The 20,554-nt window shown below is 68.4% G+C and carries 16 protein-coding genes and 1 tRNA gene; 3 read left to right on the top strand and 14 right to left on the bottom strand.

Going from position 1 to position 20,554, the window contains the following annotated elements; all coding sequences use genetic code 11:
- Positions 1-50: 50 nt before the first annotated feature.
- The 11 genes from ABZ930_RS12115 to ABZ930_RS12165 form a co-directional block, all read right to left on the bottom strand.
- A complete protein-coding gene (locus ABZ930_RS12115) occupies positions 51-3,950 on the bottom strand; it encodes a DNA-directed RNA polymerase subunit beta' (RefSeq protein ID WP_361545514.1) in 3,900 nt (1,299 codons plus the stop codon).
- A gap of 100 nt (positions 3,951-4,050) precedes the next feature.
- Positions 4,051-7,536: a DNA-directed RNA polymerase subunit beta gene (rpoB, locus tag ABZ930_RS12120; RefSeq protein ID WP_361545517.1), complete on the bottom strand. Its 3,486-nt coding sequence runs from the start codon at positions 7,534-7,536 to the stop codon at positions 4,051-4,053.
- 571 nt (positions 7,537-8,107) lie between these two features.
- Positions 8,108-8,491 (bottom strand): 50S ribosomal protein L7/L12, encoded by a 384-nt coding sequence (gene rplL, locus ABZ930_RS12125; RefSeq protein ID WP_018528337.1) that lies wholly within the window; start codon positions 8,489-8,491, stop codon positions 8,108-8,110.
- A 110-nt stretch (positions 8,492-8,601) separates the two neighbouring features.
- Entirely contained in the window at positions 8,602-9,132 is a 531-nt protein-coding gene (gene rplJ / locus ABZ930_RS12130) for a 50S ribosomal protein L10 (RefSeq protein WP_353944175.1), read from the bottom strand.
- A 259-nt stretch (positions 9,133-9,391) separates the two neighbouring features.
- Positions 9,392-10,285, bottom strand: coding sequence for a hypothetical protein (locus tag ABZ930_RS12135; RefSeq protein WP_361545521.1), 894 nt, complete (start codon positions 10,283-10,285; stop codon positions 9,392-9,394).
- A 69-nt stretch (positions 10,286-10,354) separates the two neighbouring features.
- The gene (locus ABZ930_RS12140) at positions 10,355-11,041 is read right to left on the bottom strand and encodes a hypothetical protein (RefSeq protein ID WP_361545524.1); all 687 of its coding nucleotides are present in this window, start codon (positions 11,039-11,041) and stop codon (positions 10,355-10,357) included.
- A 128-nt stretch (positions 11,042-11,169) separates the two neighbouring features.
- A complete protein-coding gene (gene rplA, locus ABZ930_RS12145) occupies positions 11,170-11,901 on the bottom strand; it encodes a 50S ribosomal protein L1 (protein ID WP_111663831.1) in 732 nt (243 codons plus the stop codon).
- Positions 11,902-11,992: 91 nt separating this feature from the next.
- Positions 11,993-12,427 (bottom strand): 50S ribosomal protein L11, encoded by a 435-nt coding sequence (gene rplK / locus ABZ930_RS12150; RefSeq protein ID WP_353944171.1) that lies wholly within the window; start codon positions 12,425-12,427, stop codon positions 11,993-11,995.
- A 198-nt stretch (positions 12,428-12,625) separates the two neighbouring features.
- Positions 12,626-13,492, bottom strand: a complete 867-nt coding sequence (gene nusG / locus ABZ930_RS12155) for a transcription termination/antitermination protein NusG (protein WP_361545528.1) — start codon at positions 13,490-13,492, stop codon at positions 12,626-12,628.
- A 77-nt stretch (positions 13,493-13,569) separates the two neighbouring features.
- The gene (gene secE, locus ABZ930_RS12160; RefSeq protein WP_361545531.1) at positions 13,570-13,857 is read right to left on the bottom strand and encodes a preprotein translocase subunit SecE; all 288 of its coding nucleotides are present in this window, start codon (positions 13,855-13,857) and stop codon (positions 13,570-13,572) included.
- 107 nt (positions 13,858-13,964) lie between these two features.
- Positions 13,965-14,037: transfer RNA gene (locus ABZ930_RS12165), tRNA-Trp, on the bottom strand.
- Positions 14,038-14,239: 202 nt separating this feature from the next.
- Here ABZ930_RS12165 and ABZ930_RS12170 point away from each other — a divergent pair.
- Positions 14,240-15,490: a pyridoxal phosphate-dependent aminotransferase gene (locus ABZ930_RS12170; protein ID WP_361545533.1), complete on the top strand. Its 1,251-nt coding sequence runs from the start codon at positions 14,240-14,242 to the stop codon at positions 15,488-15,490.
- A 122-nt stretch (positions 15,491-15,612) separates the two neighbouring features.
- Positions 15,613-16,635, top strand: coding sequence for an adenosine deaminase (locus tag ABZ930_RS12175; protein WP_361545536.1), 1,023 nt, complete (start codon positions 15,613-15,615; stop codon positions 16,633-16,635).
- 6 nt (positions 16,636-16,641) lie between these two features.
- Here the strand turns inward: ABZ930_RS12175 and ABZ930_RS12180 are convergent, their stop codons facing one another.
- Positions 16,642-17,244, bottom strand: coding sequence for a TetR/AcrR family transcriptional regulator (locus ABZ930_RS12180; RefSeq protein WP_361545539.1), 603 nt, complete (start codon positions 17,242-17,244; stop codon positions 16,642-16,644).
- A gap of 98 nt (positions 17,245-17,342) precedes the next feature.
- Between ABZ930_RS12180 and ABZ930_RS12185 the strand changes: the two genes are divergently transcribed.
- Positions 17,343-17,975, top strand: a complete 633-nt coding sequence (locus tag ABZ930_RS12185; protein WP_361545542.1) for an NAD(P)H-binding protein — start codon at positions 17,343-17,345, stop codon at positions 17,973-17,975.
- A 3-nt stretch (positions 17,976-17,978) separates the two neighbouring features.
- On the opposite strand, the gene ABZ930_RS12190 is transcribed toward ABZ930_RS12185, so the two are convergent.
- Entirely contained in the window at positions 17,979-19,385 is a 1,407-nt protein-coding gene (locus ABZ930_RS12190) for a hypothetical protein (protein ID WP_361545545.1), read from the bottom strand.
- 94 nt (positions 19,386-19,479) lie between these two features.
- Positions 19,480-20,544, bottom strand: a complete 1,065-nt coding sequence (locus ABZ930_RS12195) for a UDP-N-acetylmuramate dehydrogenase (RefSeq protein WP_361545716.1) — start codon at positions 20,542-20,544, stop codon at positions 19,480-19,482.
- Between the last annotated feature and the right edge of the window lie 10 nt (positions 20,545-20,554).

Consider the following 20,554-nt stretch of genomic DNA (forward strand, 5'->3'; position numbering starts at 1 on the left):
AAGGGCGGCCACCCCGGTGGGGTGACCGCCCTTCAACTCAAGCGACTCGCTTACTGGTTGTACGGACCGTAGTCGTAGTCCTCCAGCGGAACGGCCTGGCCGGAGCCGGTGCCGAACGGCGAGTAGTCGATGTCGTCGTAGCCGACGGCCGAGTACATCGCGGCCTTGGCCTCCTCGGTGGGCTCCACCCGGATGTTGCGGTAGCGGGACAGACCCGTACCGGCCGGGATGAGCTTACCGATGATGACGTTCTCCTTGAGGCCGATGAGGCTGTCGGACTTGGCGTTGATCGCCGCATCCGTCAGGACTCGGGTCGTCTCCTGGAAGGAGGCGGCCGACAGCCAGGACTCCGTCGCCAGCGAGGCCTTGGTGATACCCATCAGCTGCGGACGGCCGGAGGCGGGGTGACCGCCCTCGGTGACCACACGACGGTTCTCGGTCTCGAACTTCGAGCGCTCGACGAGCTCGCCCGGCAGCAGCTCCGCGTCGCCGGACTCGATGATCGTCACACGGCGCAGCATCTGCCGGATGATGATCTCGATGTGCTTGTCGTGGATCGACACACCCTGCGAGTTGTAGACCTTCTGGACCTCGCCGACCAGGTGGACCTGGACGGCACGCTGACCCAGGATGCGCAGCACGTCGTGCGGGTTGGTGGCACCCACGGTCAGCTTCTGGCCGACCTCGACGTGGTCGCCCTCGCCCACGAGCAGACGGGCACGCTTCGAGATCGGGAACGGCGTCTCGTCGCTGCCGTCGTCCGGGGTGACGACGAGCTTCTTGGTCTTCTCGGTCTCCTCGATGCGGACACGGCCCGCGGCCTCGGAGATCGGGGCGACACCCTTCGGCGTACGAGCCTCGAAGAGCTCGACGACACGGGGCAGACCCTGGGTGATGTCGTCACCGGCCACACCACCGGTGTGGAAGGTACGCATCGTCAGCTGGGTACCGGGCTCACCGATGGACTGGGCGGCGATGATGCCGACCGCCTCACCGATGTCGACCAGCTTGCCGGTGGCCAGCGAGCGGCCGTAGCAGAAGGCACAGGTGCCGACCGCGGACTCACAGGTGAGCACCGAGCGGGTCTTGACGATCTCGACGCCGTGGGCGACGAGGGCGTCGATGAGCACGTCACCGAGGTCGACGTTGGCCGGCGCGATGACCTTGCCGTCGACGACGATGTCCTCGGCGAGCATGCGGGCGTACACGCTGGTCTCGACGTCGTCGGCCTTGCGCAGGACGCCGTCCTCGCCACGCGTGGCGATGGCCAGCTTGAGACCACGGTCGGTGCCGCAGTCCTCCTCGCGAATGATGACGTCCTGGGAGACGTCGACCAGACGACGGGTGAGGTAACCCGAGTCGGCGGTACGCAGAGCGGTGTCCGCCAGACCCTTACGAGCACCGTGCGTCGAGATGAAGTACTCCAGCACCGACAGGCCCTCGCGGAACGAGGCCTTGATCGGACGCGGGATCGTCTCGTTCTTGGCGTTCGACACCAGACCACGCATACCGGCGATCTGACGCATCTGCATCATGTTTCCTCGGGCACCCGAGTCAACCATCATGAAGATGGGGTTGGTCTTCGGGAAGTTCGCGTTCATCGCCTCGGCGACCTCGTTGGTCGCCTTGGTCCAGATCGCGATGAGCTCCTGAGTGCGCTCTTCCTTCGTGATGAGACCGCGCTCGTACTGCTTCTGGACCTTCTCGTCCTGCGCCTCGTACCCGGCGACGATCTCCTTCTTCGCCTCGGGAACGACGACGTCGGAGATGGCCACGGTGACACCGGAGCGGGTCGCCCAGAAGAAGCCGGACGCCTTCAGGTTGTCGAGCGTCGCCGCCACGATGACCTTGGGGTAGCGCTCGGCCAGGTCGTTGACGATCTCGGAGAGCTGCTTCTTGCCCACCGAGTAGTCGACGAACGGGTAGTCCTCGGGCAGCAGCTCGTTGAAGAGCGCGCGGCCCAGGGTCGTACGCAGGCGGAAGCTGTCGCCCGCCTGGTACTCGGGCTCGCCCTCCTCGGCCACCGGCGGGGTCCAGCCGCGCGGCGGGATGGTGCCCACCGGGAAGCGGATGTCGACGGCCGACTGCAGGGCCAGCTCGCCGGCGTCGAACGCCATGATCGCCTCGGCGACGGAGCCGAACGCGCGGCCCTCGCCCTTGGTGTCACGGAGCTCACCGTCGGTGGTGAGGAAGAACAGACCGAGGACCATGTCCTGGGTCGGCATCGTCACCGGACGGCCGTCGGCGGGCTTGAGGATGTTGTTCGAGGACAGCATCAGGATGCGGGCCTCGGCCTGCGCCTCCGCGGAGAGCGGCAGGTGCACGGCCATCTGGTCACCGTCGAAGTCCGCGTTGAACGCGGTGCAGACGAGCGGGTGGATCTGGATGGCCTTGCCCTCGACCAGCTGCGGCTCGAAGGCCTGGATGCCGAGGCGGTGCAGGGTGGGAGCACGGTTCAGCAGAACCGGGTGCTCGGCGATGACCTCTTCGAGGACGTCGTACACGACCGTGCGGCCGCGCTCCACCATGCGCTTGGCGCTCTTGATGTTCTGCGCGTGGTTCAGGTCGACCAGGCGCTTCATCACGAACGGCTTGAAGAGCTCCAGCGCCATGGCCTTCGGCAGACCGCACTGGTGCAGCTTCAGCTGGGGACCGACGACGATCACGGAACGCGCGGAGTAGTCCACACGCTTGCCGAGAAGGTTCTGACGGAAACGACCCTGCTTGCCCTTGAGCATGTCGCTCAGGGACTTCAGCGGGCGGTTGCCGGGACCGGTCACCGGGCGACCACGACGACCGTTGTCGAAGAGGGCGTCCACGGCCTCCTGGAGCATGCGCTTCTCGTTGTTCACGATGATCTCGGGCGCACCGAGGTCGAGAAGGCGCTTCAGGCGGTTGTTGCGGTTGATCACGCGGCGGTACAGGTCGTTCAGGTCGGAGGTCGCGAAGCGGCCACCGTCCAGCTGCACCATCGGACGCAGGTCCGGCGGGATGACCGGCACGCAGTCGAGCACCATGCCCTTGGGGCTGTTGCTGGTCTGCAGGAACGCGGAGACGACCTTGAGGCGCTTGAGCGCACGGGTCTTCTTCTGGCCCTTGCCGGTGCGGATGATCTCGCGGAGGCGCTCGGCCTCCTCGTCGAGGTCGAAGGTCTCCAGGCGCTTCTGCAGGGCAGCGGCACCCATCGAGCCGTCGAAGTACGTGCCGAAGCGGTCACGCAGCTCGCGGTAGAGCAGCTCGTCGCCCTCGAGGTCCTGGACCTTGAGGTTCTTGAAGCGGTTCCACACCTCGTCGAGACGGTCGATCTCGCGCTGGGCGCGGTCGCGCAGCTGCTTCATCTCGCGCTCGGCACCTTCGCGCACCTTGCGGCGCACGTCGGCCTTGGCACCCTCGGCCTCGAGCTCGGCCAGGTCGGTCTCGAGCTTCTTGGCGCGGGCCTCCAGGTCGGAGTCGCGGCGGTTCTCGACCTGCTGACGCTCGACCTGGACGTGCGCCTCGAGGGAGGGCAGGTCGCGGGTACGGCGCTCCTCGTCCACGTACGTGATCATGTACGCGGCGAAGTAGATGACCTTCTCGAGGTCCTTCGGGGCGAGGTCGAGCAGGTAGCCAAGGCGCGACGGGACGCCCTTGAAGTACCAGATGTGGGTGACGGGAGCGGCCAGCTCGATGTGGCCCATCCGCTCACGACGCACCTTGGCGCGAGTGACCTCGACGCCGCAGCGCTCGCAGATGATGCCCTTGAAGCGGACGCGCTTGTACTTGCCGCAGTAGCACTCCCAGTCCCGGGTCGGACCGAAGATCTTCTCGCAGAAGAGCCCGTCCTTTTCCGGCTTGAGGGTGCGGTAGTTGATGGTCTCGGGCTTCTTGACCTCGCCGTGGCTCCACTGACGGATGTCGTCAGCGGTGGCCAGACCGATCCGGAGCTCATCGAAGAAGTTGACGTCGAGCACTATGCGTCAATCCCTCTCAGGGTTGTAAGTCTGTGGTCTGAAACGGGGGTCGCGGGGTCGGTGCGGGGGCTCATCCCTGAGCCCCCGCACCGGACTCCCGTCAGACCTCTTCGACGCTGCTCGGCTCGCGCCGGGACAGGTCGATGCCGAGCTCCTCCGCTGCGCGGAAGACGTCCTCGTCGGTGTCGCGCATCTCGATGGACATGCCGTCCGAGGACAGCACCTCCACGTTGAGGCACAGGGACTGCATTTCCTTGATGAGCACCTTGAAGGACTCGGGAATGCCGGGCTCGGGGATGTTCTCGCCCTTGACGATGGCCTCGTAGACCTTCACGCGGCCGGTGACGTCGTCGGACTTGATCGTCAGCAGCTCCTGGAGGGCGTAAGCGGCGCCGTACGCCTCCAGCGCCCACACCTCCATCTCACCGAAGCGCTGGCCACCGAACTGAGCCTTACCACCCAGCGGCTGCTGGGTGATCATCGAGTACGGACCGGTCGAACGGGCGTGCAGCTTGTCGTCGACCAGGTGGTGCAGCTTGAGGATGTACATGTACCCGATGGAGATCGGGTCCGGGAACGGCTCACCGGAGCGGCCGTCGAACATCCGCGCCTTGCCGGACGGGAGGACCATGCGGTCGCCGTCGCGGTTCGGGATGGTGTGCTCCAGCAGACCCGCGAGCTCGTCCTCGCGCGCACCGTCGAAGACCGGGGTCGCGACGTTGGTACGCGGCTCGACGCGGTCGGCACCGATCGCCTGGAGGCGCTGGGCCCACTCGTCGCCGAGGTTGGAGACGTCCCAGCCCTGGCTGGCGAGCCAGCCGAGGTGGATCTCCAGGACCTGTCCCGGGTTCATTCGGGACGGCACACCCAGCGGGTTCAGGATGATGTCGACCGGAGTTCCGTCCTCGAGGAACGGCATGTCCTCGATCGGAAGGATCTTCGAGATAACACCCTTGTTGCCGTGGCGGCCGGCGAGCTTGTCACCGTCCGTGATCTTGCGCTTCTGCGCCACGTAGACCCGAACCAGCTGGTTCACGCCCGGCGGCAGCTCGTCGCCCTCTTCACGGTCGAAGACGCGGACGCCGATGACCTTGCCGATCTCGCCGTGCGGCACCTTCAGCGAGGTGTCACGGACCTCACGGGCCTTCTCACCGAAGATGGCGCGCAGCAGGCGCTCCTCCGGCGTCAGCTCGGTCTCACCCTTGGGCGTGACCTTGCCGACGAGGATGTCGCCGGCGACGACGTCCGCACCGATGCGGATGATGCCGCGCTCGTCGAGGTCGGCGAGGACCTCCTCGGAGACGTTCGGGATGTCCCGGGTGATCTCCTCCGGGCCCAGCTTGGTGTCACGGGCGTCGACCTCGTGCTCCTCGATGTGGATCGAGGAGAGGACGTCGTCCTGCACGAGGCGCTGCGACAGGATGATCGCGTCCTCGTAGTTGTGACCCTCCCAGGGCATGAACGCCACGAGCAGGTTCTTGCCGAGGGCCATCTCGCCCTCTTCGGTCGCGGGACCGTCGGCCAGGACCTGACCGGCGATGATCCGCGCGCCCTCGTCCACGACGACCTTCTGGTTGACAGAAGTGCCCTGGTTGGAGCGGGAGAACTTCGACAGGCGGTACGTGGTGTACGTGCCGTCGTCGTTGGTGATGGTGATGTAGTCCGCGGAGACCTCCTGGACCACACCGTCCTTCTCGGCCTTGAGCACGTCGCCGGCGTCGGTGGCGCAGCGGTACTCCATGCCGGTGCCGACGAGCGGCGCCTCGGACTTAATCAGCGGCACGGCCTGACGCATCATGTTCGCGCCCATGAGGGCACGGTTGGCGTCGTCGTGCTCGAGGAACGGGATCATGGCGGTCGCGACCGACACCATCTGGCGCGGCGAGACGTCCATGTAGTCGACGTCCGTGCCCGGCACGTAGTCGACCTCTCCGCCACGACGGCGGACCAGCACGCGGTTCTCGACGAACTGGAACTCGTCGTTCAGCGGCGCGTTGGCCTGCGCGATGACGAAGCGGTCCTCTTCATCGGCGGTCAGGTAGTCGACGTCGTCGGAGACGACACCCTCGACGACCTTGCGGTACGGCGTCTCGATGAAGCCGAACGGGTTGATCCGTCCGTACGAGGCGAGCGAACCGATCAGACCGATGTTCGGGCCTTCGGGGGTCTCGATCGGGCACATGCGGCCGTAGTGCGACGGGTGCACGTCTCGGACCTCGAAGCCGGCCCGCTCACGGGAGAGACCACCCGGGCCCAGGGCGTTCAGACGACGCTTGTGCGTCAGCCCCGACAGCGGGTTGTTCTGGTCCATGAACTGGGACAGCTGCGACGTACCGAAGAACTCCTTGATCGACGCCACCACGGGGCGGATGTTGATCAGGGTCTGCGGGGTGATCGCCTCGACGTCCTGGGTCGTCATGCGCTCGCGCACGACGCGCTCCATACGGGCGAGACCCGTACGGACCTGGTTCTGGATCAGCTCACCGACGTTACGGATACGGCGGTTGCCGAAGTGGTCGATGTCGTCGGTCTCGACGATGATCTCGCGGCCCGACTCGGCGACCGTCTCGGTCTCACCGGCGTGCAGCTTCACCAGGTACTTGATGGTGGCGATGACGTCGTCGGTGGTGAGCACGCCGGCGTCCAGCGGCTCGTCCGCGCCGAGCTTCTTGTTCACCTTGTAGCGGCCGACCTTCGCGAGGTCGTAGCGCTTCGGGTTGAAGTAGAGGTTCTCGAGCAGCGTCTGAGCAGCCTCACGCGTGGGCGGCTCGCCCGGGCGCAGCTTGCGGTAGATGTCGAGCAGCGCGTCGTCCTGGCCCTGGGTGTGGTCCTTCTCCAGGGTGGCGCGCATGGACTCGTACTCGCCGAACTCCTCGAGGATCTGCTCGGTCGTCCAACCGAGAGCCTTGAGCAGGACGGTGACGGACTGCTTGCGCTTGCGGTCGATGCGCACACCGACCATGTCGCGCTTGTCGATCTCCATCTCCAGCCAGGCACCCCGGGACGGGATGATCTTGGCGGAGAAGATGTCCTTGTCGGACGTCTTGTCGATGGAGGAGTCGAAGTAGACACCCGGCGAGCGGACGAGCTGCGACACCACGACACGCTCGGTGCCGTTGATGACGAAGGTGCCCTTGTTGGTCATGAGCGGGAAGTCGCCCATGAAGACCGTCTGGGACTTGATCTCGCCGGTCTCGTTGTTGGTGAACTCGGCCGTCACGAAGAGCGGAGCGCCGAACGTGAAGTCGCGCTCCTTGCACTCGTCGATGCTGTTCTTCGGCGGCTCGAAACGGTGGTCGCGGAAGGTCAGCGACATCGACCCGGAGAAGTCCTCGATCGGAGAGATCTCCTCGAAGATCTCCTCCAGACCGGACTTGGTGGGGACGTCCTGACCCGACTCCAGAGCCGCCTCGACCCGACTCTGCCAGGCGGTGTTGCCGAGCAGCCAGTCAAAGCTCTCGGTCTGCAGCGCGAGCAGGTTCGGAACCTCGAGGGGCTCCTTGATCTTTGCAAAGGAGATGCGCAGCGGGGCGGTGCTTGCGCCATTGTTCGTATTCGCGGTCGAGGCGTTGCGCGAGGCGGCCAAGAGGGGGTCCTTCCGAGGGCTCGGACTCACTACGCGCGTACCGGTCCCAAGCCATGCAGAGGGAAGATAAGCCCTGGTCAGGGCCGAATCAGTCCACTGTGCTCAAGCGAGGGCATGCCCCTGGTGACGGGCAGGGAGCAGCTAACAGGCAGCGCAAAGGGACAGTGTAGCCAGAAGGCCCACTGATGTCCAGTGCGGGTTTTTAGACACCCTCGTTGTTCTCAACCGTTCACTGTGTGCGGCATGCCCTGTACGCGGAGCGCACATCCTTACTGCCCTCTTCGCCGTCGATCCATGCCTCGGAACCGGATCCTGTTGTGACGACGCGTCCTGAGAATTGCGCGCTGCGTGCTGTTCGTCAAGGCCCCCTCTTGGCCGAACAGGGGTGGCGCCAGGCACAACGAAGATCACCATACTCCGCGCGACCGACAGTGCAAGGCACCCTCGGCCTGCGTGCCAGACAACGCCGAAGGGCGACCACCCAACTGGGTGATCGCCCTTCGGTACCTCGGTGTTACAGCTCCCGAGGGAGCAGTTTCACCGGAGAGGAGTCAGCAGACTCGCAGAGGTCTTACTTGACCTCGACGGAGGCGCCGGCGCCCTTGAGGGCCTCGGCGGCCTTCTCCGCGGCGTCCTTGGCGACCTTCTCGAGGACCGGCTTCGGGGTGCCGTCGACGAGGTCCTTGGCCTCCTTGAGGCCCAGGGAGGTGAGCTCGCGCACGACCTTGATGACCTGGATCTTCTTCTCGCCGGCACCCGTGAGGATGACGTCGAACTCGTCCTGCTCGGCCTCGGCCTCGGCCGGGGCAGCGGCACCGGCGGGGCCGGCGACGGCGACGGCCGCGGCGGCGGTGACGTCGAACTTCTCCTCGAAGGCCTTCACGAACTCGGAGAGCTCGATGAGGGTCATCTCCTCGAACTGGGCGAGCAGGTCTTCCTGGCTGAGCTTCGCCATGATGGGCGATCCTTCCACTAAATCGGCTGGTGCCGGTTGTCCATGTAGGCGGGCGTACTGTCGGCCCGCTTCGACCGTCGCCTCAGGCGGCGGTCAAGGTGCGAGCCGAATTACTCGGCACCGCCCTGCTCGGCCTGCTTGACCCGAAGCGCCTCCGCGGTGCGGACGAACTTCGACGGGAGCGCCTGGAAGAGCTGAGCAGCCTGGGACTGCTTGCCCTTGAACGCACCGGCCAGCTTGCTGAGCAGAACCTCGCGGGACTCGAGGTCCGCGAGCTTCTTGATCTCGTCGGCGGACAGCGCCTTGCCGTCAAGGACACCGCCCTTGATGACGAGGTTGGGGTTGTCCTTGGCGAAGTCACGAAGACCCTTCGCCGACTCCACCGGGTCACCGGTGACGAAGGCAACCGCCGTCGGACCGTTGAACAGGTCGTCGAGCGTGTCGATCCCGGCCGCGTTGGCCGCGATCTTGGTCAGCGTGTTCTTCACCACGGCGTACTCGGAGTTCTCACCGAGCGAACGGCGCAGCTGCTTGAGCTGGGCCACGGTGAGACCCCGGTACTCGGTCAGCACGGCGGCGTTCGAGCTGCGGAACTTGTCCGTGAGCTCGGCTACCGCGGCAGCCTTGTCGGGCGTCGGCATAGAGCGTCGGCCTCCTTCCGGGTGATGAGGACCGCTCAGAAGGGGCCGACAAAACAAAACGCCCCAGCGCAGGCGCTTGGGGCGTGAGCTCGACCGGTACGAACGGATTCGTACGGGAGTACTTCCTCAATCACCTGCGCGGGTCGTCCGCAGTCTCAGCGGATCCTTCGGCCACCGCACCCTCTTGCGAGAACACAGCGACGACCAGCGGTCTTTGGCTTCTGTGGAAGAATACGGGACCGGCACGGAATCAAGCAAATCAGCCCTGAAGGGTCCCCTTGCCGAGCTTTCCGAGCTTGCCCAGCGAGTCCATGAGGTCGTAGGTCTGACCGGCGGGCGGGACGTCGACGTGGACCGCGGCCCCGTAGTCGGAGAACGTCTCCGACATCTCGACGGCCCCCTGGGAGGTACCCATCGTGACGTCCATCCGGACCGGCAGGTCGTCCTCGTTCACCCACAGCTCGGTGTCGTAGTCCTTGATGCCGGCCTTCTCGACGTTCTTCAGGAAGCGGCTGCGCTCGTCCGCGCCGAGAGCCTTCAGCGAGTCGTTCGAGTTCAACATCTCCTCGACCGTGAGCGTGCCCTTGTAGTGCTCGGTCCGCTCGCCGTCGACGGTGGCGGAGCCGAGGTGCTTCAGGTTGGGCGAGTCGAGGAGGACGGCGATCTGCTGCGCCGGGTCCTGGTCCAGGCTGCCGAAGCCGCCGCTCTGCTTGCCGAGGACGGCCAGATCCAGCTTCATCCAGCGCTTGCCGTCCGTCTTCCGGGCGGCGGCCGCGCCCCCGTCCACGTACATGGCGCCGTCCTGCATGATCATGCGGACGGTGCTGGGCATGTCCGCCGCGCCGGAGCCGAAGCCGGAGCCCTTCATGGTCATATCCATGACGGACGGGTTCCAGCCCATGGTGCCGGAGAACTTCATGGTGCCGCCGCCGAGCGTCGACGGCGTCTTCATCGTCATCGCGACCTTGGCCGACCTGGCCTCAGCGGTCTTCTTGTACGCGGCCGTGAGCGCCCGCGTGGCCCCGGAATCGACGGCCGCGGACTTCGTACCGTTCGTGTCGCTCGCGCCGGACCCACCGCACGCCACGGCTCCCGCGCAGAGCAGTGCGGTCGCGGCGGCGGCGCCGACCGTGCGTCGTACGACAACAGACATCTCGAAACCACCCCTTGAAACACGAGTACTCATCGCACCCTAGGGGACGCATCGGACACGCGTCCGGTTTCAGCCGCCCGCCGCCACGTCGGCGAAGGCGACGGTGTCGTGGGCGGGCGGCCGCTCGGCCGCGGCGGGGGCGCCGTAGTCGCTGTAGTGGACGGTGACGGTGAACTCGCCCTCGCGGTAGGCGCGTTGGACCAGCAGGTGCCGGGCGTCGAGCCACACCTCGAGGCGCTGCTTGCCGGCGGTCCCCCGGTAGTGGGTGGTCGCGGTCCCGCGCACGGTCGCCCGTCCCACCCGGTGGACGTCGTCGGCCGCGCCGAGCGTCTTCAGGGCGTCGGCCGGGGTGAGGTCGCTGGTCGTGTCGTACGGGTGCCGGATCCAGTGCCTGCCGCCCTGCTCGGCGGCGAACGTGTCCGTCATCCGCGTGTAGTACGCGTCGGGCAGGTAGCGGGTCTGCGACGGATCGCCGCCCAGCTTCCTCGTGGAGGCGGCCAGCTCGCCGCCGGTGACCCGCACCTGCACGGTGCCCCGCACGCCGCCGGTCCAGCTGAGGGCACCGGTGGAGCGGGAGGAGAGGGTGCCGCCGGTGCGCATCGTCGCGTCGACGCGGGCCGAGCCGGCCGCGGTGACCGCCTGGCGGGCCGTGTGCAGCGCCCCGGCCGCCGCGTCCGCACCGGAGTGCCGCTCGCCGCCGCAGCCCGCGAGCAGTGCGCCCACGGTGGCCAGCACCACCAGTCGTCCGTGCCTCATCCGCTCCCCCGGGTCGATCACCGCGACGCTAGCGCAGCCCGCCCGTGGGCGGGCCGGAAAACAGGAACGGGCCCCGCACCTCGAAAGGTGCGGGGCCCGTAGCCGACTTCAGCGAGTCACTGGGTGACTCAGACCGCGGCCGGGTCCTCCTCGACGAGGAGGTTCCGGGTGCGGTTCGGGTCGACGGGAACGCCGGGGCCCATCGTGGTGGCGATGGCGGCCTTCTTGATGTAGCGACCCTTGGCGGCGGACGGCTTCAGACGAAGGATCTCGTCGAGGGCCGCGCCGTAGTTCTCCACCAGCTTGGTGTCGTCGAAGGACACCTTGCCGATGATGAAGTGCAGGTTCGAGTGCTTGTCGACGCGGAACTCGATCTTGCCGCCCTTGATCTCGTTCACGGCCTTGGCCACGTCCGGGGTCACGGTGCCGGTCTTCGGGTTCGGCATCAGGCCACGGGGACCGAGCACGCGGCCGAGGCGGCCGACCTTGCCCATGAGGTCCGGGGTGGCGACAACGGCGTCGAACTCGTTCAGGCGCTGGCCCTTGGAGATCTCGTCGATGAGCTCGTCGGAGCCGACGATGTCGGCGCCGGCGGCCTCCGCGGCCGCAGCACGGTCACCGGTCGCGAAGACCAGGACCCGGGCGGTCTTGCCGGTGCCGTGCGGAAGGTTCACGGTGCCACGGACCATCTGGTCGGCCTTGCGCGGGTCAACGCCCAGGCGGAAGGCGACCTCGACGGTGCCGTCGAACTTCGTCGCGGAGGTCTCCTTGGCGAGACGGATCGCCTCGAGCGGGGCGTAGAACTTGTCCCGGTCGATCTTGGCGTCCGCAGCGCGGAGAGTCTTGCTGCGCTTGCTCACTACTGCTCCTGTGTGTGTCTGAGGAGTCGTGGTGTGGGCCGAGCAGGCCCTACCACGGTGTTCTGCCTACGAGGGGCTACGACGGGTGTCGTCAGCCCTCGACCGTGATGCCCATGGAGCGGGCGGTGCCGGCGATGATCTTCGACGCGGCGTCCAGGTCGTTGGCGTTGAGGTCGGCCATCTTGGTGGTGGCGATCTCGCGGACCTGCGCCTCGGTGATCTTGGCGACCTTGGTCTTGTGGGGCTCGCCGGAGCCCTTCTCGACACCAGCGGCCTTGAGGATCATCTTCGCGGCCGGCGGGGTCTTGGTGATGAAGGTGAACGAGCGGTCCTCGTAAACCGTGATCTCCACCGGGATGACCCAGCCACGCTGCGACTCGGTCGCGGCGTTGTAGGCCTTGCAGAACTCCATGATGTTGACGCCGTGCTGGCCCAGCGCGGGGCCGACCGGCGGGGCCGGGTTGGCAGCGCCGGCCTGGATCTGGAGCTTGATGAGCCCCGTGACCTTCTTCTTCTTGGGAGGCATGTGCTCTCTCTCCGGGTCTTAGTGAGAGTGTTCAGCCGCCACCCGTGAACGATGATCGTCCAGATCATCCGGATGGAGGCATACCGCACAACGATAACGGGTATCCATGCGCGGCTAAAAACCGAGCAGGTCAGACAGGCTTTTGCGAGCCCATCTGACCTGTTCGGAAGCGGTGTGCCCAGAAGCTGCTGGTAAGAGCTAGTTCTTCTGGATCTGGTCGAAGCTCAGCTCGACCGGGGTCTCGCGGCCGAAGATCTCGACGAGGCCCTTGACCTTCTTCGAGTCGGCGTTGATCTCGTTGATCGTGGCCTGGAGCGTGGCGAACGGGCCGTCGGTGACGGTGACCGAGTCGCCCACCTCGAAGTCCAGGACCTCGACGGTGACCTTGCGGGCCGGAGCCGGCTTGCCCTCGGCCTCGGCGGCCTCACGGGCGGCCTTCTCCTCGGCCTCCGGGGCGAGCATCTTGACGATCTCGTCCAGGGTCAGCGGGTACGGGTCGTACGCGTTGCCCACGAAGCCGGTGACGCCGGGGGTGTTGCGGACGACGCCCCAGGACTCGTTCGTCAGATCCATGCGGACGAGAACGTAACCGGGCAGCTTGTTCTGCCGGACGTTCTTGCGCTCGCCGTTCTTGATCTGGACGATTTCCTCTTCGGGGACCTCGGCCTGGTAGATGAACTCCTCGACGTTCAGCGAGACGGCACGCTGCTCGAGGTTGGCCTTCACGCGCTTCTCGTAGCCCGCGTAGGTGTGGATGACGTACCACTCGCCGGGCAGGCCACGCAGCTCGTCGCGGAGAGCGGTCACCGGGTCGACCGGCTCCTGCTCCTCCTCGGGCTCTTCGTCGGCGTCCTCGGCGGCCTCGTCCGTCTCGGTGTCGTCCGCGTCGGCGGCCTCCACCTCGAGGGCGGCCTCTTCGGCGGGCTCACCGGCGGCGATGTCGGCAGCCTCGGCCTGGTCCGGGTCCTCGGCGTCCGCCGCCTCGACGATGTCGAGCTGGTCCTCCACGGACTCCGCGTCGTCCGCGCGCGGCTCGACGGCGTCGTTCAGGTTCGGGTCAGACACGGTGGCTGCTTCTTCCTGGATACAAGGGGGTGGAACACGCGAAAGGGGCGCCGAAGAGGCGCCCTCCGCATTTCGGATCAGCCGAAGACGTACTTGACGAGGTGGCTGAACCCATAGTCAATCACGGTGACGAGACCGATCATGACGACGACGAAGACGATCACCACGGTCGTGTACGTCGAGAGCTGACTGCGCGTCGGCCAGACGACCTTGCGGAGCTCGGCGATGATCTGGCGGTAGAAGAGCGCGAGACGGCCGAAGGGGCCCTTCTTGCCGCGCTTGCCGCCCTTTTTCCGCGCCTTCTTGGACTCGGGCGCTTCATCCTCAGCATCAGGCATGTCGATGGAGCCCACGGCGTCCGTCACTCGTCCTCACCTGATTCCGGGTCGTGGCCGTGCCGCGCCCGGTTGAGCCGCACGGCTGTGCAATGCAGTACGTACATGCGCACACATCCTGGCGAAGGAGTGTGTAGCAGGGCCGGAGGGACTTGAACCCCCAACCGCTGGTTTTGGAGACCAGTGCTCTACCAATTGAGCTACGACCCTTTGTTTCCCCCAACGTACCGCATCCGCCGAGCCGCACGGAGTGCGGTCGGAAAGTGCGGCCGGTGAAGGCCAACGAGCAGTGAGTGTACGTGCTCCGCGGCCCTCCGTCGAACGAACAAGGACGGGAAGTTGATCAACGCTGGATCCGGTGGTCTTGGAAACCCGTGTGCCGGGCGGGTTTCCGGTCTGGAACGATGGGGTTATGAGCGCTGCAACTCCTTCTTCTTCCGCTGGTGGTTCCTCCCCTACCGAGCGTCGGGTCTCCGCCCGTGTCGGCTCGATCTCCGAGTCCGCGACCCTCGCGGTCGACGCCAAGGCCAAGGCCCTCAAGGCCGCCGGGCGTCCGGTGATCGGCTTCGGCGCCGGTGAACCCGACTTCCCGACGCCGGACTACGTGGTCGAGGCGGCCATCGAGGCCTGCAAGAACCCGAAGTTCCACCGCTACACGCCGGCCGGCGGGCTGCCCGAGCTGAAGTCGGCGATCGCCGCGAAGACGCTGCGCGACTCCGGCTACGAGGTGGACGCCTCGCAGATCCTGGTGACCAACGGCGGCAAGCAGGCCATCTACGAGGCGTTCGCCGCGATCCTCGACCCGGGCGACGAGGTCATCGTCCCGGCCCCGTACTGGACGACGTACCCGGAGTCGATCCGTCTCGCGGGCGGCGTGCCGGTGGAGGTCGTGGCCGACGAGACGACCGGATACCGCGTCTCCGTCGAGCAGCTGGAGGCCGCGCGCACCGAGCGCACCAAGGTCGTGCTCTTCGTGTCGCCGTCGAACCCGACGGGCGCCGTGTACAGCGAGGCCGACGCCGAGGCGATCGGCCGCTGGGCCGTGGAGCACGGTCTGTGGGTCATGACGGACGAGATCTACGAGCACCTCGTCTACGGGGACGCGAAGTTCACCTCGCTGCCCGCGATCCTGCCCGAGCTGCGCGACAAGTGCATCGTGGTCAACGGTGTGGCGAAGACGTACGCGATGACCGGCTGGCGCGTGGGGTGGATCATCGGCCCGAAGGACGTCGTGAAGGCCGCGACGAACCTGCAGTCGCACGCCACGTCGAACGTGTCCAACGTGGCGCAGGCGGCCGCGCTCGCCGCCGTCTCCGGCGACCTGACCGCCGTCGAGGAGATGAAGAAGGCCTTCGACCGGCGCCGCCAGACGATCGTGCGGATGCTCAACGAGATCGACGGCGTGCTCTGCCCGGAGCCGGAGGGTGCCTTCTACGCGTACCCGTCGGTGAAGGAGCTGCTCGGCAAGGAGATCCGCGGCAAGCGCCCGCAGACCTCGGTCGAGCTGGCCGCGCTCATCCTGGAGGAGGCCGAGGTCGCCGTGGTTCCGGGCGAGGCCTTCGGTACGCCGGGCTACCTGCGGCTTTCGTACGCGCTGGGTGACGAGGACCTCGTCGAGGGCGTCTCCCGGATGCAGAAGCTGCTGGCCGAGGCCCAGGACTGAGCCACATCCCTGCCGGCGGGCCGTCTCCTTTCCGAGGAGGCGGCCCGTTTCTTCGTTCGGGCGAGACCCCGAAGGTGGAAAGGCGCTACCGGTACTACAGGTACGTACGGCAGGATCTTGGGATGGAGCGTGAAGGACGTGATGTACGTCAGTTGCCCAAGGCCCATCTGCATCTGCATTTCACCGGGTCGATGCGGCCCACGACCCTGCTCGACCTCGCGGACAAGTACGGGGTGCGGCTGCCCGAGGCGCTGACCGGGGCGGAACCGCCGAAGCTGCGGGCCACGGACGAGCGCGGCTGGTTCCGGTTCCAGCGGCTCTACGACGCGGCGCGGTCCTGCCTGCGGGAGCCCGAGGACATCCAGCGGCTGGTGCGGGAGGCCGCCGAGGAGGACATCGCCGACGGGTCGGGGTGGCTGGAGATCCAGGTCGACCCGACCTCGTACGCGCCCAGACTGGGCGGGCTGATCCCCGCGCTGGAGATCATCCTGGACGCCGTGGACAGCGCCTCGCGCGAGACCGGGCTCGGGATGCGCGTGCTGGTGGCCGCGAACCGGATGAAGCACCCGCTGGACGCCCGGACGCTGGCGCGGCTCGCGGTGCGGTACGCGGACCGGGGCATCGTCGGCTTCGGGCTCTCCAACGACGAACGGCGCGGGATGGCGCGGGACTTCGACCGGGCATTCGCCATCGCGCGCGAGGGCGGGCTGCTGTCCGCGCCGCACGGTGGCGAGCTCACGGGGCCGTCGTCCGTGCGGGACTGCCTGGACGACCTGGAGGCCCACCGGATCGGGCACGGGGTGCGGGCGGCCGAGGACCCGCGGCTGCTGCGGCGGCTCGCCGAGTCCGGTGTCACCTGCGAGGTGTGCCCGGCGTCGAACGTCGCGCTCGGTGTCTACGAGAAGCCGTCGGACGTGCCGCTGCGCACGCTCTACGACGCCGGGGTGGCGATGGCCCTCGGCGCCGACGACCCGCTGCTGTTCGGCTCGCGCCTCGCCGACCAGTACGAGCTGGTGCGCCGCCACCACGGCTTCACCGACGCCGAACTGGCCGAACTGGCGCGGCAGTCGGTGCGCGGCTCGGCGGCGCCCCCGGAGGTCAAGGAGAAGCTCCTGGGCGGCGTCGAGGAGTGGCTGGCCGGCTGACCCGGGTCAGCCGATCCCGGTGAGCACCGTGTGCGCGATGCGCGCGGCGAAGTCGTCGACGGGCTGCGGTTTGCCGTCCGGGGACATGTCGTAGGCGAAGGCGCGCTGCGCGCAGGCGCCCAGGAGGAGGGACGCGGCCGCGTACGTGTCGGCGTCCGCGCCGATGCGGCCCGCCTTCTGTTCGGCCCGCAAGTAGGCGTCGAGTCCCTGGATGGGCCGGTGCGGTCCTGTGCCCAGTTCGCGCATCACCTCTTCGTGGCGGCGCTTGAGCCGGGGCTCCGCGTACAGGGACGCGGCCATCGGGAACGTCTGCTCGTAGAAGAGCGCCGCTTCGTGGGCGATGTCCCTGAGGTTCTCCTCGACCGTGCGGCCGGGGTTCCCCGCGCCGTCGGCGAGGAGGCGGCCCAGGAGCGAACCCAGCTTCGGGAGGCGCTCGTTCAGCACCGTCACGAACAGCTCCTCCTTGTTCGGGAAGTACTTGTAGAGCGCGGCTTCGGAGCACCCCGCCGCCCGGGCGATCTCCTTGGTGGTGGTGCGGGCGAGGCCGATGCTCAGCATGAGTTCGTGGGCCGCTTCGACGATGCGGACGCGGGCCGGCTTCTGGTCCATGCGGGTTCCAACCAACCTTGACGCGGGGGTGAGTACTCACTCACTCTAAGGGTGAGTGATGGTGAGTGAGTACTCACCCACCCTGCGGGAGGCAGGCCATGAAGCTCACGGTTTTCGGTGCCACCGGCGGCATCGGACAGGAGATCGTCCGGCAGGCCCTGGCGGCCGGGCACGAGGTGACGGCGGTGGTGCGCGATCCGGCGCGCCTCACCGTGACCGGGGAGAGGCTGGAGGTCGTCCGGGCCGATCTGTCGGACCCCGAGGCGCTGCGGCCCGCGGTCGCGGGCCGGGACGCGGTCCTCTCCGGGCTCGGCGCCCGCCGGCGCGCGGACGCGGGCATCGCGACGACGCTCACGCGGTCGGTCCTGCGGGCCATGGAGGCGGAAGGCACGCGCCGGCTGCTGGTGGTCAGCGCGGGACCGGTCGGTCCGATGCCCGACGACTCGCCGTTCGCCGACCGGCTCGGCCGCAAGGTCGTCGGGGCGCTGCTCAAGGACGTCTACGCCGATCTGACGGCCATGGAGGCCGAGTTGGCGCGCAGCGCGACGGACTGGACCTCGGTGCGGCCGCCCCGGCTCCAGAACAAGCCGGTCACCGGCGCCTACCGCACCGTCGTGGGCGGCTTCCCGCGCGCGGGCCGCTTCGCGGGGCGCGCGGACGTGGCGCACGCGATGCTGGCGATGGTGCAGGACCCGGCGACCGTCAAACAGGGCGTCGGGGTGGCCTATTGAGGACTACGCCTCGTCGGCGTGCCCCGGCGTCAGGGTCTGTTCGCGCAGCTCGGCGGCGACGCGCGCGATGTCGGCGTGGCTCATGCCGTCGGCGCCGACCAGGACCGTTCCGTAGGAGCCGTGGTCGGCCCAGGTGCAGGCGCCCTGCGGAGGGCCCCCGAGGAACGACCGGAAGGTCAGGCAGTCGACGCGGCCGCCGAGGCGTCCCGGCGCCGGGTGCCACGCGTCGGCCACCTGCGAGCCGATCATCTCGATGCCCTCGCGGAAGACGCCGGTGACGTCCCCGGGCTCGACATCGTGCAGATCGCCCGTGAATCCGAACAGGAGCACAGCGGGCTTCTGGGCTTCCTCGTCCCCATAGGCGGCGAGGAATCGTTCGACCGGCCTGGGCATCGTGTCGTCGGCCATCAGCGCGGCGTAGACGTCGAGCGCGGAACTGTCCTCGCGCCGCGCCAGCCCCTGGAACGTCCGGGGCGCCGCGGCCTCGTAGTGCGGGTACGCGACGCTCCGCGCGTAGTTCCAGGTGGCCGAACCACCCGCCGCGGTCACCAGGATCAGCGCCGCGCAGACCGCCGCCGTCCGGTGCCGGGGATCCACGGGCGGGATGTCGGGAGCACCCGGCGCGGGCTCACGGTGCTCGGCCGGCAGAGCGGCGAGCGCCCGGCGGCGCGCGCGGCGCAGCAGGGCCTGCTCCTGGCGCACGGGGGCGGTCAGCGGCAGGACGCAGAGCAGGAGCCACGGCGAAAGCTCCAGCGCCGTCACCGTGAGCAGCAGCGCGGAGGCGGCCACGGCCAGCAGCAGCGCCGCGAGGCCGGGGGCGCGCAGCACCGCGCGCGCGGGTGCCGCGACCGGCCGGGCCAGCTCGGCCAGCGTCGCGGCGCGCACGGCGAGGCGCCGGTCGTAGGGCCATGCGGCGGCGGCCCGCGCGGCCTCCTCGGCGGCGGCTGGCGGAGCGACGCCCGGGATCAGCACGGTACGGGCGTCATGCCGCTGGATCCGGGCCTCGGAGGGCGGCTTGGGTCCGGGGGCGCGGACGGCGTGCCGCGCCTGCGGCGAGTCCGGGGCCAGCTCCGCCAGCCGCTCCGCAGCCGCGCGCCCGCGGGCCTGCCGGCCCGGGTGTTCGAGGCCGTCGCAGCCGAGGCCGAACGCGGCGTACGCGGCCAGCAGGTCCAGATCGTCCGGGAAGGCGTCGAGCCCGGCCCGGTAGGCGCGCTCCGCGGCGGCGTCGTGGTCGTCCTCGTCCTCTGCCTCGTGGGCGCGGCCGAGGACTCCGTAGAGCCCCGCGTGCGGTCCGTGCTCGTCGAGGCCCGCCTGCGCCTCGGTGCGCGCCTGGCGCAGCTCCCCCGCGCGCAACAGCGTCTGAGCGCGCTCGTACACGGGCAGCACGGACTGCCCGCCGGTCTCCTGCATCTGTGGTCCCCACCCCTGATGTGCGTGTCGATCAGCTCGTCGACGCCGTCACTATCAGGGGCGGACCCCTACCAGGTCAATGAAGAATCGCAGCTCAGAGGCGGACGCCGACCGTGACCGGTTCGTTGACGAGGGTCACGCCGAAGGCGTCCCTGACGCCCGCGACGACCTCGCGGGCCAGCGTCAGCAGGTCCTCGGTGGTGGCCTCGCCGCGGTTGGTGAGGGCGAGGGTGTGCTTGGTGGAGATGCGGGCCGGGCCGCTGCCGTAGCCCTTGGTGAAGCCCGCCTTGTCGATCAGCCAGGCAGCGGAGGTCTTCGTCAGCCCCTCTCCCGCCGGGAACGCGGGTGCCTTCGCGTCGGGGCCCAGACGCTCGGCCACGCGCGCGTGGAACGCCGCGAACTCCTCGTCCGTGAGGATGGGGTTGGTGAAGAACGACCCGGCCGACCACGTGTCGTGGTCCTCGGGGTCGAGCACCATGCCCTTGCCCGCGCGCAGCTTCAGGACGGTGTCGCGCGCGGTCGTGGCCGGGACCCGGTCGCCGGCCTCGACGCCGAGGGTGCGGGCGGTCTCGGGGTACTTGAGGGGGGCGCTCAGGCCGCCCGCGTCCTCCAGCTCGAACCGCACCCGCAGCACTACATAGCGGTCGGGTTCGGCCTTGAAGCGGCTGTGCCGGTACGAGAACGCGCACTCGGCGTTCGGCACGGTGACGGTCTCGCCCGCCTCACGGTCGTAGGCGATCACCTCGGTGATCGTGGCGGAGACCTCCTGGCCGTACGCGCCGACGTTCTGGATCGGTGTCGCGCCGGCGGAGCCCGGGATCCCGGCGAGGCACTCGATGCCCGCGAGCCCGGCTTCCACGGTGCGGCGCACGGCGTCCGTCCACACCTCGCCGGCGGCCAGCTCCAGCTTCGTACCGTCGAGTTCGAAGCCCTTGGTGGCGATCCGCAGGGCGGTGCCCGCGAAGCCCGCGTCGCCGATGACGAGGTTGCTGCCGCCGCCGATGATCAGCAGCGGGGTACCGGCGGCGTCGGCCTCGCGCACGGCGTCGATCACCTCGGCGTCGGTGGTCGCGGTGAGCAGCCGGGTGGCGGGCCCGCCGAGCCGGAAGGTGGTCAGGGGGGCGAGAGGGGCGTCGTGGAGTTCCTGCACGCGCTCCAGGGTACGAGAA

It is taken from the genome of Streptomyces sp. NPDC046716 (genome assembly GCF_040645755.1).
Lineage (GTDB): Bacteria > Actinomycetota > Actinomycetes > Streptomycetales > Streptomycetaceae > Streptomyces.